This is a genomic window from Microcystis sp. M_OC_Ca_00000000_C217Col (genome assembly GCF_007095585.1).
Classification (GTDB): Bacteria; Cyanobacteriota; Cyanobacteriia; order Cyanobacteriales; family Microcystaceae; genus Microcystis; species Microcystis panniformis.
In genome coordinates this window covers 1-16,089 of sequence record NZ_SFBV01000101.1, presented here as the reverse complement: position 1 = coordinate 16,089, position 16,089 = coordinate 1, and the positions used below count along the sequence as shown (strand labels likewise).

The following is a 16,089-nucleotide window of genomic DNA, read 5'->3' as shown; positions in this document are numbered from 1 at the left end:
TACAGGATAAATGATTCAGACTAGCCCTAACCCAATTTTAACACAAGACCAACCCAACAAACTCCCCTGAACTCAATCTTTTAAGTTAACGTCTTTGGATCATTTCCTAATCAAAAGTTCATTACCAGAGCGAAAAATTACGCAAAATGGTGATAGTCACTTTACCTGTTTTTAAGGGAGGCTAATTTATCGACGATGACTGGGTGAAAATTAATCATTAAATCAATTTATAACAAGCAATCGAGGGTTTTACTCTCGCGTTAATGTACCTTAAAAAAGTAGCTATCACTTTATTTTAGCTTTTGGAAATAAAATTAAGATAAAGCGTACTAGAATAGATAATTTATTCGTTTGAAAAAACGCATTCAATCATCTATTTTAATAAATGTTCTATTTCTTCATCTGTAAAACCAAATTGTCTAAAAATTCGTAAAACATAAGCAGGGGACATTTCTTTTGCAGCTATATCGATAGGAACGATTCGACGTTGATTATACAATACTCTACAATATAAACTATGATCACCTTTTCCTTCTCGATAAAATTGACAGCCTCCTTTTTCAAGAATTTTGATTAGTGCTTTGGGTTTAAGAGAAGGAATATTTTTAGGCATAAACTTTTCTGAGTTCGTAAGTTTCGGGAGTTTCAGAATCTCCCACAGTTAAAAATTCATGAAGTTCGTCTATAGGAATAGGACTGGTATATATATTGGCTTGATCATGATAAATCTCCCAAAAAGATTCAAGCGCTTCTTTTAGTTTCTCAATAGCTTTTTCCTGAGTTTCTCCCTGTCCAACTAATCCATTTTCAAGACATAATGAAACCCAATAATTTGCACTTTTTCTCAGAATAACGGTATAAAAGTTCATGGTGATTGTTCCGTTGAAATTTTAATCGGGGATTAGAATTTACTCCAGCTTAATTTTAACACAAGACCAACCCAACAAACTGCCTTACCTCAATCTTTTAAATTAACGTCTTTGGATCATTTCATCAATAGACAATAAATAAGGTGCATTAACAAAGTATAATGCACCCGATCAGAAAAGCGATCGCACTTCTAATATTCTGCCAAATGCGATCACAAATCCCCATTTTTACATAAAAAATGATAATATAAAACTCAAATTTGAACTATTGTTGTGGAAAGATAGTAAGATGACAAAGTTACAATTAACTCAAGCGGAAATTGAAAGCCTTACTTCTGATGAATTTTTGTATTTAAGAAATTGGATTAATAAGTTAGACGATCAACAATGGGAAAAACAAATCAAATTTTAGCAAGAAGGAATTTTGAGCTTTCAAAAAGTGACTTAAACCATCCTTCTTTGTCTTTTAAAAAAGTTGGAGAATTTTGATCGGCAAGATTTGGTATTAATTATAGAGCTTTAGCTTTTAAAGATGGTGAAGATTATATTTGGGGGTGGATAGGAAGTCATGAAAAATAGGAAAGATTATTAAAATAAAAGCGATCGCCTCTTTATTGCCAAAATGTAGTTAAGTACCTAGGCAAAATTATTTACACATGACGATCATTGCCCCGTAAGGGTTTTAGCTCGATCGGGCAGGTAATTAATTTTGCATGACTACTTAAACAAAGTGCAACCCAACACCAACCAAATAAATTAATAATTGATCATCTTGGATCGCACTCAATCTACAGGTGATCGCCATTTTAAAACAGTCTTTTTAATAGTTCATCTTTACTTAGATTAAAATGTAGAGCGACATCACGCAAAATATTATTTAAAGTGCCTATTTTGACAGGATTATGAGCAGGAATAGTAATCTGATGTGTACCATTTTCAGAAGTAGTTAGTCTAATATGGCTACCCGTTTGACGACTCACTTCATAACCTAACTCAGACAATTTTTTGATTAAGTCATCACTGGATAAATCTCTGGGTAGCTTCATACCGCAAATACCTCATCCCTAACAATATGTAAACGAATAATTTTAGGGCGATTTTCCCTATCATCATAATGACAATTAACGGCATCTTTTACCATTTCTCGTAAAGACTGTAAATCATCGGCTTCGGTAAAAATAGACTCGCCTAATGCCCTTGCTGTATATCCCCCTTCCGGTGCATCTTCCACTAAAAAAACTATTTCTGTCATATTTCCTTCTTTACTCTCTAAATTTTTGCAGTAATTTTAATTATAGTTTGTTTAGTTTTTTATATAGCACTTTTTAAAGCTTACAAGATTAGCGTTCGCCGTTTATCAACCCTAATCGCCTCTTTATTGCCAAAATGTAGTTAAACAAAGTGCAACCCAACACCAACCAAATAAATTAATAGTTGATCATGTTGGGTTTCGTGCCTCAACCCAACTACAAGATCGGCGATCGTACTCATAAGTTAGAGAATTGCTATAGTTGATCATGTTGGGTTTCGTGCCTCAACCCAACCTACCAGATCGGCGATCGCACTAGGAATTTTTCTAAAAATTCTAACTGAGACAAAAAGATTAAAGGGGAAGAATTGAAAACAATTTTCATAGAGATTACCATTTTTTTTCTCTATCTATGTCTTCTGTAGTAAGATAAGAAAAATCGATTCCCATTAATTCTAAAATTTTCAAGAACATTTCTGTATCCATTTCCATGATTTCTGCGGCTTTATGAAGACTGATGATGCGAGAAACTAAAGCACCCACCACAAAAATAAATTGTTCTTTTTGTTCAATATTATCAAATAATTGTATTTCGGCGGCAATTTCTTGAAAAGTAATCGAAGTATTCATTGTCTTGCTAAGTTTCATCAATTAAGACATATCTAACTTAATTTTAACGCAAAATCAACCCAACCAACTGCCCTTATCTCAATCTTTTAAATTATAGACAACAAATAAGGCGCATTACACTGTGTTAATGCACCCGATCAAAAAAGCGATCGCACTTCATCAATTAACTCCGAGTTCGCCTTTTGAATTCCTCAATTGTTTTCTCTATCACTCTAGGGTTCGGGTTTTCCCAGTCATCTAGAGAATTATAAAGAATTGCTGGAATTAATACTTTTCTCTTTTTGTCAAATTTTATGTTAAGAAATATGTGACTATAGGATCGAGAAAACGGGTTTCTTAAAGAAACCCGTTTTCTCGACTCTGAGTCAAGTTAATCAGGTGGCTGGTAGGAGAAATCAAGGTTTAACCGCACCGAATTTAATTTGATTTTCTCTGATTTATAAATAAACCTGATGAAAAAAAAAAAAATAAGCATAATTTATATCCTATTGACGGTAGAAAAAAACGGTCTTAGGATGATGGAAACCATTAATTGATGGTTTGATAGTTTTTAAGCTTAACCCGCACTGCGGGTTAAATAGTTGGGGAGGTTTTGGGGACGGCGAACGGTGTATATTCCAGCAGTAAGCTCAGACGCATTTAAATTTAGATTGTCGATGCTTGAAGCCTTTGGCTGACATCGATTACTCGATCAACTTAAACGTCGAAAAGCTTAACACCATGGCAACACCATGATGAGTTGATATACTCTAAGGATAGCATCTTGAAATATTGAGTCAATGCAAGTTATTTAAGTAATAGATGACACATTATGTTTTTAACAAAACATCCCGATCTGAAGCTAAACATTCCTTGGTATTTAACTCAAATTAGTTTTTTGCTGTTGCCTATCAACCCCTTATGGGGAATGTTAGTTATTTGTACAGCGATTATAATAATTTTTAGATTAAAATATAGAGTCATTATTTCTCAATATATTAATTGGGGATTTGCTATCTTAGGTGGCTCATTAATAATGACCAGCCTTTTTGCCTTTGATCGGGTTTCTGCCATCTCTGGATTGATAAATTTTTTCCCTTACTTCATTATTTTTGCTGGACTCAGCCAACTACTTTACTCAGTGAGTACATTAGAACAATTAGCAAGGATAATATACTTTGGTTCAGTTCCTATAACCGTGTTAGGCTTTGGACAAATTTGGTGGGGGTTACAAGGAGAAATACAAAATATATTGATCCCTGGATGGTATTTAAGAGCAATGGGCAATCCTTCTGGTAGGATGTCATCTTTATTTTATCATGCTAATTTTCTAGCAAGTTTTCTAACTATTATTTGGGTGTTGGGACTGGGCTTAATAATTCTAGAGTTAAGAAAATCGAATACTGATAAAAAATTTTTTTATCTTAGTCTGCTTTTGGTCATCAATTCCCTAACATTTATTGCTCTAATTTTAACTCATTCTCGTAATGGTTGGATGACTACATTGGTAACTTGTCTTGCTTTTGCTATTTATTTAGGCTGGCGATGGATTTTGCTAACAGTAGCAATCGTGAGCGGGGCGATTATTATCGCTGCTTTTGGCAATCCTCCAGTAAGAGATTGGTTTAGATTAATTGTTCCAATGTTTATTTGGGCTCGAATAAACGATCAATTTTATCCTAATCGAGATGTAGAAACTCTCCGAATAACTCTGTGGAAATTCTCCTGGCATTTAGCCCTTAAGTCACCTTGGAAAGGATGGGGTTTAGGAAGTTTTAAACATCTCTATCAGCCTCAATCTCAGATAGTAATAGGACATTCACACAACTTAACACTGATGCTTCTGTCTGAAGTGGGGATTCCCTGGACAGTTTTTTTCTATTTTTTAGTTGGCTGGATATTGGCAAAAGGGATTATACTTTTAACCAAAATAAATCTGGATAACTCAGAAGAAAAATTGATTATATTTACTTATTTAACAGCTTTTTTTGCTTCTATATTATTTCATGTCTTTGATGTTACTATTTTTGATGAAAGAGTCAATCTTATATCTTGGTCGATTTTGTCAGCGATTCATGGCTTAACAAATAATAAAAAAAGAAAATATTTTACCTAAACTAAATATTCTTGTAAATGCTCATGAAATTCAGTATTGTTATAACAACATATAATCGCTTACCATTTTTAAAATGGTCATTAGAATCGGCAATCAATCAAACTATAAACTGTGAAATTATTGTTGTAGATGATGCTTCTTCTGATCAAACTGAAGAATATATCAAGCAGTTAGGTGATCGAGTTATATATCATCGCAACTCGATAAATTTAGGACATTCAGAAAGTGTTAATATTGGAGTCAAAATTGCCAAAGGAGAATGGATTAAGCTGATTGATGATGATGATTATATTATGCCTGAATGTATCGAAATTATCGGCAAATCTCTCGTTTATTTTCCTGATGCTGTTATTTGCTCTTGTCAGGCAAAAAAAATTGATATAATAGGCAACATTATCGATGATAAACATCAAGTTCAATTTAATAATTTAGCTCTTTGTATTCGGCAAGAAGACATACACTACGGTATGCTTTTGGATATCTGTCCTTTGGGAACACCTGTTCAAGTTGCTTTTCAAAAAAAAGCATTTTTGCGATCGGGAGGCTGGGATAAAGACTTTGACGGTAATTATGATGATATTAACTCATGGATAGAAATTGCCAAGTACGGCGATGCTGTATTTGTCGGTAAGTGTCTATGTTTTAAAAGAGTATGGTCGGGATGTTGCCATAGCAATATATCAATAAAAGAGCGATGCAAAAAAAATATTTTAATCAAACAAAAAATTTATGACATGGTACATCCTAAACATCGGGAAAAGTTACCAGAATTGTCAGTTATAGAAGATTATATTTGCCTGCATTGGCTTTTGATTTGTATCAAAAAATTAAACATAAAAATTGTCCTAGAATTTGTCCCCTATGATGCAATTAATTGGGATGCTTTAAAATTGATGTTTAAAATAATATGTATAAAAAGATTTAGGCTTTTATTTAAAGAACTTTTACCAGAATTACAGCAAATTGATATTAAATAATGGTACAGCCAATACCCGACTAGATGCCGAAATACTAATGTTTTTTTGTTTGTCTAGGATTTAAGAGATTTCCTGTTGCTTTTCAATAGCACGGGCAATGAGAGGAGCTTTTCTTGCTAATCCCTCTAGGGTGATTTCACCTTGTTCATACATTCTAAACAACGGGAAGCAAACCTCAAATCCAAGCGGGGAAATCTGTTGCGCTTGCGAGGTGTTTCTGAGATTTCGGCAGCTACAGGGGAAACTAACGCCCCAACCGATTATGTAACCTATCTGATCGAGAAGCATCAGTAATGGGAGTTCTGATTGATAACAATGTCATTCTTGATTTTCTACAAGAACGAGAGCTATTTGTGGAAAAAGCAGCAAGATTATTTGAGCGTATTGATGCTGGGGAAATTCAGGGATTTATCGCATCAACGACAATAACTAACATTAGTGGATAGAATGCACAAAATTAGCATTCAGGTCTTGATTCAGCAACGCCTTTGACACTGGCAATGATTTGTCCGATGTCTTGAGGAGTGGCACCTGTTGCCAACAGCGATGGGATAAGCAATTCCAGTGAAACTGACGGATCGCCATTTTCAGCTTTGGCAATCCGAGGTTGACTAGAGCCGATTTTATTGGCCAGTTCACTTTGAGTCATTATCTTCTGCCGCTGACTTTTCAAACTTTTGCTAAGAGCTAGTTTGATTTCAACAAGGATAATCTCTTCGGGCGTTAACTCTAAAAAGTCGGAAACGGTTCCGATTTTCCAGCCTTTTGATTCCAAAAGCCCTTTTTTAGTCTCTTCCATCCTCTTATTCCTGCTGATCAGTATCGTATTTACTCAAGCGTTTCTTACAAACCTCAATTACACTTTTGGGTGTTGCTCTTGTTGTCTTATTAAACACCTCAATAATCAAGATTGCATCTTCATCAATTCGATAAATAATCCTCCAATTTTTATCGATGTCTCTAATGCGTAGCTCATGACAATGATAGCCTACACTTGGCATAGGACGCGAATGTGGCAAACCAAGAGGTTCGCCTTCCTGTAGTTGCCTGAGTAAGACACCCGCTTCGATCCGTGCTTCTAAACTGAAAGGTGGGGTCTTGATCTCACCATGCAGCCAAGCTAAAGGTTTGCTTTGATCAGCCATGATGTATTTATATCATATCTGATGTACTAAAATATGGCAATCGCCTCACTACTATCTAACAATTCAAAGGTGGCGGAGCGACGAAATATGAACAGCGAACCTACTTTGAGCAACTCTCAAACTGATTGGTAACAATTAGAGGCAATCAGCGATATTGATAGCGATGTGTGAGATTATTCTTGAGATAATAAATGGCTGGTTATAATTAAATTAACAATGGATTTTAGGTTCGATCCCCCCTGCCCCCCTTGATAAGGGGGGTGCCGGTAGGCGGGGGGATCTCCCTTAATAAGGGGGGCATCTGATAATTTTTAACGTCTACCTAATTATAAGGCCGATGTCTGATAACTGTTAACTGAGCGCTGAATTTAACTTCTTAAAGAAACTTGGAACTGTTTAACTAAAGCTTCTCGCACTTTTGTCATTAAAGGTTCCACATCTTCATCGGTTAAAGTTCGATCGCTGGCACGATAGACTAAACTAAAGGCCAAACTACAATGATTTTCTGGCACATTCTGCCCCTGATAGCGATCGAATAATTCAACTTTTTCTAAGAGATTACCTCCAGCATTTTTGATAGTTTTTGTCAATCTATCTACGGGTATATCTGTGGAAACAAAGAAGGCGATATCTCGCGCTGCCCCCGGATAGGTAGAATAGACCTGTAAACGTGGGGTAATTTTGGCACTATCCCTAAGAGTTGCTAACAGGATCGGGAACTGGATTTCAAAGGCATAAACTGCCTCAATTAATCCTTTTTGCTGACGCAATTGCGGGTGTAGTTGACCGAATATACCTAGGCGTTGTTTGCCAATCCATAAAGAGGCTGTTCGTCCGGGATGAAAACGCGCATCTTCGCCATATTTTTCGTAGCTTACTGTCAGCGAAAGGCGATCGAATACTGCTTCTAAAATGCCTTTTGCTTCATACCAAGTCATGGCCACCTCTTTACCCGATCGCAGCCAACGTCCGGCAGGGAAGAAATCACCACCGAAAATACCAGCAATTGCATCGTATTCGTTGATATTATCCGATTCTAAGCGGAAAACTCGCCCGATCTCGAAGCCATTTAAGGAACCGTTACCCTGAGACTGATTATACTCAAACGCTTCGATTAAACCGTCTAGGAGATTAGTCCGCAAAGCAGAATACTCGACAAAAAGGGGATTAGCGAGGACAACTTCCGCTAATTCCGGTTTAACTAGGGAATACTGGACTAATTCCGTCAAACCCACTGCGCGAAAAGCTTCCCGCAGCCGACGCTGTATAGTTTCCTCAAAGGATAATCCTCCGGCTGCGGTTTTTGCCGGCAAAGTATCGACAAAGCGATCGTATCCGTACAGTCGCGCCACTTCTTCAATTAAGTCAATTTCTCGTTCTAAATCCCGATAACGGTAGTCTGGCACTGTTACAGTCCACAGAACAGGATTTTTTGAGGTTAACTGCAATTCACAGCCTAAATTGCCTAAAATCCGCTCCACATCTTCGGCGAGAATTTCACCGATCGCACCATCATCTAGGGTAACTTGACCCAGTATTTGCTGCAAACGTTCTAAACGCAATTCGATCGAACCACTGGACTGATCGGCGCGATAATCAGCTTTAACCTGACTGCTGACAGTTCCCCCAGCTAACTCTAGAATCAAATCGATCGCCCTTTGACAAGCATATTCCAAAGCGGCGGGATTAACACCGCGTTCATAGCGTCCGGAAGATTCGCTGCGTAAACCCTGCGCTTTTGAGGAACGACGGATAGCGATCGGATCGAATAAAGCCGACTCTAGCACAAGATTAACGGTTTCCTCGTTAACTTCCGTATCTTGACCTCCCATCACCCCCGCTAAAGCTACAGGCTTATTATTGGCAGTAATTAATAAATTAAGCTCTTTTAAGCTTCTTTCCTGACCATCAAGGGTAATGATTTTTTCCCCTTCCTCAGCAAAACGGACCCCAATAGTAACGGATTTACCTCCGGCAAAACTCTGTAAACGATCGCAATCGAAAGCGTGTAAGGGTTGTCCCCACTCCAAGAGGACATAATTAGTAATATCGACCACATTATTGATTGATCGCAATCCGGCAGCCTGTAAACGCTGTTGCAACCATAGCGGAGATGGGCCAATTTTTACCCCCTCGATCACCGTACCAATATAAGCAGGACAAGCTTTATTTTCTGATATTTCCAGCGTTAAATCTTTTTTAGGGGAAAATTCCCCTAATTTCACTTTTGGTAGGCTTAATTCTCCTCCTGTCAAAGCTGCCACTTCCCGCGCAACTCCGATCATACTCAAAGCATCGGCACGGTTAGCGGTGGGAGAAATATCTAAAATCACCTCATCGAGTCCTAAAAGGGGACGAACATCTGTACCTAAAGGGAGATTTTCCTGACTAAAAATGTGGATTCCTTCAGAATCCTTAGTTAATCCTAATTCTGCGAGGGAACAGATCATCCCTTCCGATTTTACCCCCCGCAATTTAGCCGGTTTAATCGTTAAATTGATTTTGGCTAAATAAGTTCCCAAAGTAGCCACAGGAACTAGAATATCAGCCCTAGCATTGGGCGCACCACAGACAATTGTACTAAGATTTTCCTGACCGATATCCACCTGACAGACACTTAATTTATCTGCATTAGGATGGGGTTGGCGATCAATAATTTTACCAATAACCACACCCTTTGCCCATTCTCGGCGATCCTCGATCTCTTCCACTTCTATTCCCGCAATTGTCAATAATTCGGCTAATTCTTGGGGAGATTGGGCGACTTTGACTAATTCTCGTAACCAGTTGATCGAAATCCGCATCGTTAATTCTTGCTTGCCGTTGGTTCTTAACTATTGTAAACCGTGGGTAGTCAATGATTTAGAGATTAGGGACGATCGGCTGTTAAAATGTTAGGGGGAGGATGGAAGAACTGTGTAAATAACCGCTCATTTTCCTTGGCCAGGGGTGATAAGTAGGTAGGTGTTAAAAGTTGTCAGACACCCCCCTTATCAAGGGGGGCAGGGGGGATCCCCCCGCCTATCGGCACCCCCCTTATTAAGGGGGGCAGGGGGGGATCGAACCTAAAATCCATTTTTAATTTAATTATAACCAGCTACTTATTATCTTTGAACAGATTACCGATAATTTGGGGAGATAATCAGTAGTTAGCTATCTATATCAAAAAGGATTATTGATGCCACCCGATCAAATAGAAAACCTGCTCAAGGGAATTTTGAGACAATACCAAAGTTCTTTTAGTGACAAAATCTATGGAGAAGAAAATGATGATTATGATTCGCTTATGAGGGTATTTGGAATTACTCCTAGTTTAAAAAGGGAAAATCGTCAGTATTGGGGCAGGGAACTAGGAATGTGTTGGCAACGTCTGGTGACAGAAGTTTTTAAGGCTAATTGTTTAGATTATCAACCAGCTTTAAAGATTGCAGATGATCAACCTTGTGACTGCATTTTAGGTAGAGATGCCATTGATACTAAATATAGAATTGGTTCGGGAGATTCTGGCACACTTAAAAAGTTTAAACAGTATGGAAAACTATTACAGGAAAGAGGACTTAGACCTATTTTACTGATTGTGCGAGAGGATAACGGCTCTTCTCGACTGTGTGTGATAATTTTTGCTTATGGAATCGTGAAATGTTGACGGAGAAAGACTTTTACGACTATTTTGCCGAAGAAACTATCAGTATAGGCTTCGTTTCCACACAGAAACCAGAAGAGCCGGATAACTTACCAGCAGCGATTAAAGCTTGTCATCTGGGTGGCTGGACTGTTTTGCAGAGCCAACAAAGTTTTGATTATATACTTGATCGCAGTGGGTTCGATTTGCTAAAAGCTTTTGATAAATTTTCTGAAACACAGGAGTTTTATATTGCCCGATGAATATCTCAAAAAGATGGCAACTTCTGCACGGTGATTGTAGAGAACTTCTCACTTTACTAGAAGAATCTAGTATATCTTGTGTGATCACAGATCCACCCTATAATTATGAGTTCATTGGCAGAAATTGGGATCATGATGAAATCCAAAGACGCAGAGAACGTATTCAAAACAGTTCCACACTGGTCAAAAATATTCCCTATGGAAGTGGGTTAGCCGGTGGGGTTCGTAATGAGCGTTGGTATCAACGCAATCGCGAAAATGTGGTCAATTATATTGAATGGGCAACAGATTGGTCAAAGGAACTAATGCGTGTTTGTAAAAGCGGGGCTGTTGTCGCTGTTTTTAGTAGCACAAGAACACTGGCTCATATTCAGATTGCTCTTGAAAATGCTGGTTTTTATGCTAGAGATGTGCTGGTTTATAGACGACATTCAGGCATTCCTAAAGGATTAAATATTGAGAAAAAACTTGACAAAATTGGTGATACTAATGCCAAACAATGGCAAGGTTGGCATACTTGCCTGAGAAATGAATGGGAAGCTATAGTTATTGTGCAGAAGCCTCTAAAAAACAATTATATTGAAACTATACAAATGACTGGATTAGGTCCCTTCAAAGCTATACTAAATGACGGCTCTTTTCAATCCAATATTTTAGAGGGCTTTTCTAAAGGACGGGATGAAAATTTTGATGAGCATTGTACGATTAAACCTTTATCATTGATTAGAAAACTGCTCGAGTTATTTCTACCACAGGATAACAGTCATATAGTTCTCGATCCTTTTGCCGGAACGGGTACAACTTTAATTGCCGCTCTAGAATTAGGTTATCAGACTATTGGTATTGAAATTGAAGATCAGTATATTAATATCATTCAACAACGTTTGGGGGAATATTTTGGCAAGATCGGACAAGAATTTGAGGTATTTGATTAGTCAATCAAAAAGTTAACAATAACAACCGCTACGGTAGAAAATTGGCTCGGCAATAAATCCCTCGGAGAATTAAGGAGAGTTAGTCAAGCTTTCGATCAGAACATCATTCTTAATAACTCTTATCTTAAAATACACACAGGCAAAACACTTCTGGGAAAATTATCCCCATCTCCCCTAAAAACAAGCTATCCTAAAGATTGCCATCCCGTTGCGATTCTATCCGTGCCTTACTATTCCCAATATCCCGACGCTTTCACTCCCAGTTATCTGAGCGAACTACAAGGACAGATCCTCGCTTGTCCCCACTTCACAGTTAACAATTTAAATCGAGATTTCGTTAAAACCAAAGGCTTTTCCATCGCTTTTCGACGCACACAAATCAGCGAAGTCGAACGAATGTTTCCCTATTTTAAACCCTATCTCGATCGCAGTTTACAAGCTGACTGCAACGCTTTTTATCTTAACCCCTTACTCCTACAAACCGGTTCACGCGTCGATCCCCATATCGATCGCTCCCTGCGCTCCTATTGTAAAACAATCGATCCCCCGCTCCTAGTTAGCGTCCTTTATGTACAGGTTCCTAGGGATATTCAAGGGGGGGAACTGGTACTAGCAAACCGTAATCGTTCCGTGGCCCAGATTCGTCCTTGTGCTAACACCCTGATCCTCTTTCAAGGAGATCTCACCCATTCAGTTAATCCCGTTAGCTGTTCTGGTATTCGTCTCAGTCTTGTCTGCGAACAATATCGTTTAGATGCGGAAGAATTGCGAGAGATTCCCGAAATGCAGATAGAATCGCGAACCATAAAACCAGAAAAGAAAAAAAAGAAAGATCGGGTCGTTGCACTACAATAAAAGGGCATTTTTGTAAAGATATTCTAGATGGTGATGCGCGAACCGATCGTCGAATTAAGGGGAGTAACTAAAGCTTTCGGCAAGAAAGTAATCTTAAATAACGTCGATCTGAAAGTGTACGAAGGAGAAGCGATCGGCGTGATCGGTCCATCGGGGACGGGAAAATCGACCATTTTACGGTTAGTCGCTGGATTACTGGCCCCCGATCGAGGAGAAGTGTACATATACGGTACAAAACGTCAGAGAACCGTAGAACAGGGGGAAGATCCCCTCGGTGTTGGTCTAGTTTTCCAACAATCGGCCCTTTTTGACTCCCTCACCGTCGGGGAAAATGTCGGTTTTGCTCTCTATCGCCACTCAAAGCTAAAACGAGCCGAAATCCGCGATTTAGTGGAAGAAAAACTGGATTTAGTGGGAATGTCCGGTTCCTACGACCTCTATCCCTCTGAAATATCCGGAGGGATGCGAAAACGCGTCAGTTTAGCCAGAGCAATTATCAGCGATCCCTCGATCGCCGCCGATCGACCGAACATTCTCCTTTACGATGAACCCACTGCCGGACTGGATCCCGTCGCTTCTACCCGCATCCAGACGGTAATTATGGAACTTCTCAAAGTAAAAAAAGCCTGTGGGGCCCATCTCATTGTCACCCACGTCCACAGCACCATCGAAAATACCACCGATCGCATCGTTTTTCTCTATAAAGGTCAATTTCAATGGGTTGGACCGACTCAAGAGGCTTATCACTCCGAAATCCCCGTACTCAAGCAATTTTTTACCGGCAGTATCGACGGACCAATTCAGTGATCAGTAAACAGTAAACAGTAATCAGTGAACTGATAACTCGCATCTGATCACTGATCGCTGAAATCCTCCGATTTCTCCTGTAAGATACTCTGTAGAGATGAGGAGTAATTATTTATGGAAGCTGGCGGTTCACAACGGGGGATTTCCCCAACTCTGCGGCAAAGTGGTATCGGTTTAATGTTACTCGCATCGGGGGGAATATTAATCTGGTTAATCGCCTGGTTAAGTAATTTTAGCTTCGGGGGACGCAGTTATCGAGCCAGCTTCCTTTTTCCTAATGTGGGTGGCATGATGGTGGGAACCCGCGTCGGTTATCGGGGAGTGAGAATCGGGCAAGTGACAGCAATTACCCCAGAACCGGAGGGAGTCGCCGTAGAAGTGGAGATTTCGCCAGCAGATCGCCTAATTCCCAGTAATTCCCTCATCGAAGCCATTCAATCCGGTTTAGTGGGTGAAACCACGATCGATATTACTCCCCTGCAAGCTTTACCCGTCGGTGGTGTTAAAGAACCCCCTTTGAGTCCTAACTGCAATGGGGAGGTGATTATCTGTAACGGTTCCCGTTTACAAGGGCAATCGGCACTAAATGTCAATACCTTGATCAGATCTTTGCTGAGAATTTCTAATCTAGTTAGTGATCCCGATATGGTGGCCGGATTTCGTTCCTTTACCCAGCGCGCTGCCAATGCCTTGGGAGGACTCGATCGCTTTAGTGGTGAGGCAACCACCGCTTTAAGCGAGGTTCGTCGCAGCGGTACTCTGGGTAAACTTAATTCGGGGATGAGATCCCTAGAATCCTTACCGCAAGTATCCGGTTCCCTCGATCGCCTTTCTAGTGATCTTTCCGGTGTCGGGGGATTGAGTCAGGAAGCGACTACTTTACTGAGAAGTTTACAGGGAAGTGGCGGCCTGAGAAATTTAGACGCTACCCTAGTGGAGGCCCGAAAAACGCTGCTTTTGGTGGGACAAACCACCGAAGAACTGCGGGTTTTTTTGGCAGCTAATCAAAATCGTTTAATTGCCACTCTCGATAGTATCAAAACTACCAGCGATCGCCTACAAACTACTCTCGCTGCTTTGGATCCGATTCTGACGCAAGTGCAGAAAAGCCAAATTATTGAGAATTTAAACACTATTTCGGCAAATGCTGTTAAATTAAGCGAAAATTTGGGTAACTTTACCGCTTATCTCTCCGATCCTGCCACTGTTGTCACCCTACAGCAACTCCTCGACTCCTCTCGCGCTGCTTTTGCCAATCTTCAGAAAATCACCTCGGATGTGGATGAAATTACCGGTAATCCGCAACTGCGACAGGAAATTATCCGTTTAATCCAGGGTTTAAGTCGTTTGGTTTCTTCTAGCGAACAACTACAGCAGGAATTCGCCCAAGGTCAAGCAATGACAAGAATGGCCGCCCAAATTGCGACAATAGCCCCAAATCCCGCCCCTAATACCCCAGAAAAAGACCCTAAGAAACCTGAATCTGAGTAGCAGAATTTGGGGTTAGGGGTTGGGAAAAAAAGTCCGATCATTTGTACTAAATTTTTCAAGACCCTGCTAGTGTGCCTAATTTTTTGTCATAGCTAAATGAGGAATTTCTTCACCATGTTGACGATAACTTTCTTTAACGCCTTCCCAAGCTAAAATTAATTGATTGAGTGCTGTTTGGGGGCTATCAGCAAAAGCGGAAACGCTAGGAATTTCTACTAAGTATGCTATCCAATCTCCCTCCTCATCTTGGAAGATATTAATGCTAAAACCGTTAAAATCCTCGGTGGTTGGATTCATTTTCTTCCTCCTGTATTTTTAAAAATTGTTTAACTTGATAAGCTTTCGCTTCACCGTTTTTTGTCTGTTGAATAGATAGACGGACTCTCTTGGATGAATACCAAATGTGATGACTTCCTGTTTGATGGTCAAAAGTCCAACCACAAAGATTAAGCAAACTCTCAAATTCGCTAAAACGTAATCCTTGAGGCGAGTTTTTGGCCTTTTCTAGCCTAGCAGTTTTTCTTTTTTTCCCATCGATCGATCACAACGAACTCAATCTATTTTAGCTTAAAGTTAAAAGAAGGAGATCGCATTTATACATCGCAGTCAGCCATCAGCTTGCAAGAGTTATCTCAAAAATGGCAATTAATTTGGCACGACTACTTACAATCGTTTTGAGATTAGGAGATAAATTTTCATCCAGCAAAAACCGAATTTTCATGCTTTTTGTAAATACTCCTGCTCCTTTTTAATTTTTGCTTTTCTTAAACGATCAATTAAAGGAGATGATGTTTCTAGCCACTGTTGATAATGTTGTTCCCGTTGTCTTTCTAGCTTGACAAGATAGAGATCGATTTGTGCTTGATTGTGATAATAATAGGTCAAAGTGGCATAAATTTTTTCTAAATTTAGAGTTGGTAATTCTTGGAGAATTTCTTGAGGACTATCACCTTGTCGATAGTATTTCAGTACGTCCTCAATGCCAATACGATGTCCTTTTAATTGAATATTATCTACTGCTACAAATTCAAAATAATAGACCTCTTGCATAATTTTTTTATGGTATAATATAAGGTTTTGCTTTTTTCTCAATTCTTAGATTGAAGTGGAAAAAAGAATAAAATGTGATCTTAGGTCAGGAAATCATCTAT

The 16,089-nt window shown here is 39.2% G+C and carries 20 protein-coding genes; 9 read left to right on the top strand and 11 right to left on the bottom strand.

Going from position 1 to position 16,089, the window contains the following annotated elements; genetic code table 11:
• Positions 1–373: 373 nt before the first annotated feature.
• The 5 genes from EWV66_RS05860 to EWV66_RS05840 all read right to left on the bottom strand — a co-directional run bounded on the left by EWV66_RS05860 (position 374) and on the right by EWV66_RS05840 (position 2,748).
• Complete coding sequence (locus tag EWV66_RS05860) at positions 374–613, bottom strand: type II toxin-antitoxin system HicA family toxin (RefSeq protein ID WP_287107901.1); 240 nt, start codon at positions 611–613, stop codon at positions 374–376.
• Positions 606–869, bottom strand: a complete 264-nt coding sequence (locus EWV66_RS05855) for a type II toxin-antitoxin system HicB family antitoxin (protein ID WP_072923908.1) — start codon at positions 867–869, stop codon at positions 606–608. The genes EWV66_RS05860 and EWV66_RS05855 overlap by 8 nt, the downstream gene beginning before the upstream one ends.
• A gap of 806 nt (positions 870–1,675) precedes the next feature.
• Positions 1,676–1,915: a type II toxin-antitoxin system HicA family toxin gene (locus EWV66_RS05850; RefSeq protein WP_002747313.1), complete on the bottom strand. Its 240-nt coding sequence runs from the start codon at positions 1,913–1,915 to the stop codon at positions 1,676–1,678.
• Positions 1,912–2,121: a hypothetical protein gene (locus EWV66_RS05845; protein ID WP_002747310.1), complete on the bottom strand. Its 210-nt coding sequence runs from the start codon at positions 2,119–2,121 to the stop codon at positions 1,912–1,914. The genes EWV66_RS05850 and EWV66_RS05845 overlap by 4 nt, the downstream gene beginning before the upstream one ends.
• Positions 2,122–2,508: 387 nt before the next feature.
• A complete protein-coding gene (locus EWV66_RS05840) occupies positions 2,509–2,748 on the bottom strand; it encodes a UPF0175 family protein (RefSeq protein WP_002754053.1) in 240 nt (79 codons plus the stop codon).
• A gap of 811 nt (positions 2,749–3,559) precedes the next feature.
• Here EWV66_RS05840 and EWV66_RS05835 point away from each other — a divergent pair.
• The 3 genes from EWV66_RS05835 to EWV66_RS05825 all read left to right on the top strand — a co-directional run bounded on the left by EWV66_RS05835 (position 3,560) and on the right by EWV66_RS05825 (position 6,266).
• Complete coding sequence (locus tag EWV66_RS05835; protein ID WP_287107900.1) at positions 3,560–4,843, top strand: O-antigen ligase family protein; 1,284 nt, start codon at positions 3,560–3,562, stop codon at positions 4,841–4,843.
• A gap of 23 nt (positions 4,844–4,866) precedes the next feature.
• On the top strand, positions 4,867–5,820 hold the full coding sequence (locus tag EWV66_RS05830) for a glycosyltransferase family 2 protein (protein WP_072923947.1): 954 nt from the start codon (positions 4,867–4,869) through the stop codon (positions 5,818–5,820).
• Positions 5,821–6,113: 293 nt separating this feature from the next.
• Complete coding sequence (locus EWV66_RS05825) at positions 6,114–6,266, top strand: PIN domain-containing protein (RefSeq protein WP_072923905.1); 153 nt, start codon at positions 6,114–6,116, stop codon at positions 6,264–6,266.
• An 11-nt stretch (positions 6,267–6,277) separates the two neighbouring features.
• Here EWV66_RS05825 and EWV66_RS05820 read toward each other — a convergent pair whose 3' ends face one another.
• The 3 genes from EWV66_RS05820 to pheT form a co-directional block, all read right to left on the bottom strand.
• Positions 6,278–6,619, bottom strand: coding sequence for a helix-turn-helix domain-containing protein (locus tag EWV66_RS05820; RefSeq protein WP_002763718.1), 342 nt, complete (start codon positions 6,617–6,619; stop codon positions 6,278–6,280).
• 4 nt (positions 6,620–6,623) lie between these two features.
• Positions 6,624–6,965 (bottom strand): type II toxin-antitoxin system RelE/ParE family toxin, encoded by a 342-nt coding sequence (locus EWV66_RS05815; protein WP_002763716.1) that lies wholly within the window; start codon positions 6,963–6,965, stop codon positions 6,624–6,626.
• Between the two features lie 368 nt (positions 6,966–7,333).
• The gene (gene pheT / locus EWV66_RS05810) at positions 7,334–9,769 is read right to left on the bottom strand and encodes a phenylalanine--tRNA ligase subunit beta (protein WP_052277984.1); all 2,436 of its coding nucleotides are present in this window, start codon (positions 9,767–9,769) and stop codon (positions 7,334–7,336) included.
• Positions 9,770–10,143: 374 nt separating this feature from the next.
• Here pheT and EWV66_RS05805 point away from each other — a divergent pair, with 374 nt between their 5' ends.
• The 6 genes from EWV66_RS05805 to EWV66_RS05780 all read left to right on the top strand — a co-directional run bounded on the left by EWV66_RS05805 (position 10,144) and on the right by EWV66_RS05780 (position 14,938).
• Entirely contained in the window at positions 10,144–10,611 is a 468-nt protein-coding gene (locus EWV66_RS05805; RefSeq protein ID WP_287107899.1) for a restriction endonuclease, read from the top strand.
• The gene (locus tag EWV66_RS05800; protein WP_287107898.1) at positions 10,605–10,850 is read left to right on the top strand and encodes a hypothetical protein; all 246 of its coding nucleotides are present in this window, start codon (positions 10,605–10,607) and stop codon (positions 10,848–10,850) included. Before EWV66_RS05805 ends, EWV66_RS05800 begins: the two co-directional genes overlap by 7 nt.
• The gene (locus tag EWV66_RS05795; RefSeq protein WP_052277983.1) at positions 10,847–11,785 is read left to right on the top strand and encodes a DNA-methyltransferase; all 939 of its coding nucleotides are present in this window, start codon (positions 10,847–10,849) and stop codon (positions 11,783–11,785) included. The genes EWV66_RS05800 and EWV66_RS05795 overlap by 4 nt, the downstream gene beginning before the upstream one ends.
• Positions 11,786–12,007: 222 nt before the next feature.
• A complete protein-coding gene (locus tag EWV66_RS05790) occupies positions 12,008–12,640 on the top strand; it encodes a 2OG-Fe(II) oxygenase (protein ID WP_052277982.1) in 633 nt (210 codons plus the stop codon).
• A gap of 27 nt (positions 12,641–12,667) precedes the next feature.
• The gene (locus EWV66_RS05785) at positions 12,668–13,447 is read left to right on the top strand and encodes an ABC transporter ATP-binding protein (protein WP_002776950.1); all 780 of its coding nucleotides are present in this window, start codon (positions 12,668–12,670) and stop codon (positions 13,445–13,447) included.
• Positions 13,448–13,561: 114 nt separating this feature from the next.
• Positions 13,562–14,938 carry an MlaD family protein gene (locus EWV66_RS05780; protein WP_052277981.1) on the top strand — a complete coding sequence of 459 codons (1,377 nt, stop codon included), beginning with the start codon at positions 13,562–13,564 and terminating at the stop codon, positions 14,936–14,938.
• Between the two features lie 75 nt (positions 14,939–15,013).
• Here EWV66_RS05780 and EWV66_RS05775 read toward each other — a convergent pair whose 3' ends face one another.
• From EWV66_RS05775 to EWV66_RS05765, 3 genes are all read right to left on the bottom strand, one after another.
• Complete coding sequence (locus EWV66_RS05775; RefSeq protein WP_052277980.1) at positions 15,014–15,235, bottom strand: type II toxin-antitoxin system HicB family antitoxin; 222 nt, start codon at positions 15,233–15,235, stop codon at positions 15,014–15,016.
• Positions 15,210–15,476, bottom strand: coding sequence for a type II toxin-antitoxin system HicA family toxin (locus EWV66_RS05770; RefSeq protein ID WP_128575491.1), 267 nt, complete (start codon positions 15,474–15,476; stop codon positions 15,210–15,212). The genes EWV66_RS05775 and EWV66_RS05770 overlap by 26 nt, the downstream gene beginning before the upstream one ends.
• A gap of 179 nt (positions 15,477–15,655) precedes the next feature.
• Complete coding sequence (locus EWV66_RS05765) at positions 15,656–15,988, bottom strand: DUF433 domain-containing protein (RefSeq protein WP_287107897.1); 333 nt, start codon at positions 15,986–15,988, stop codon at positions 15,656–15,658.
• Between the last annotated feature and the right edge of the window lie 101 nt (positions 15,989–16,089).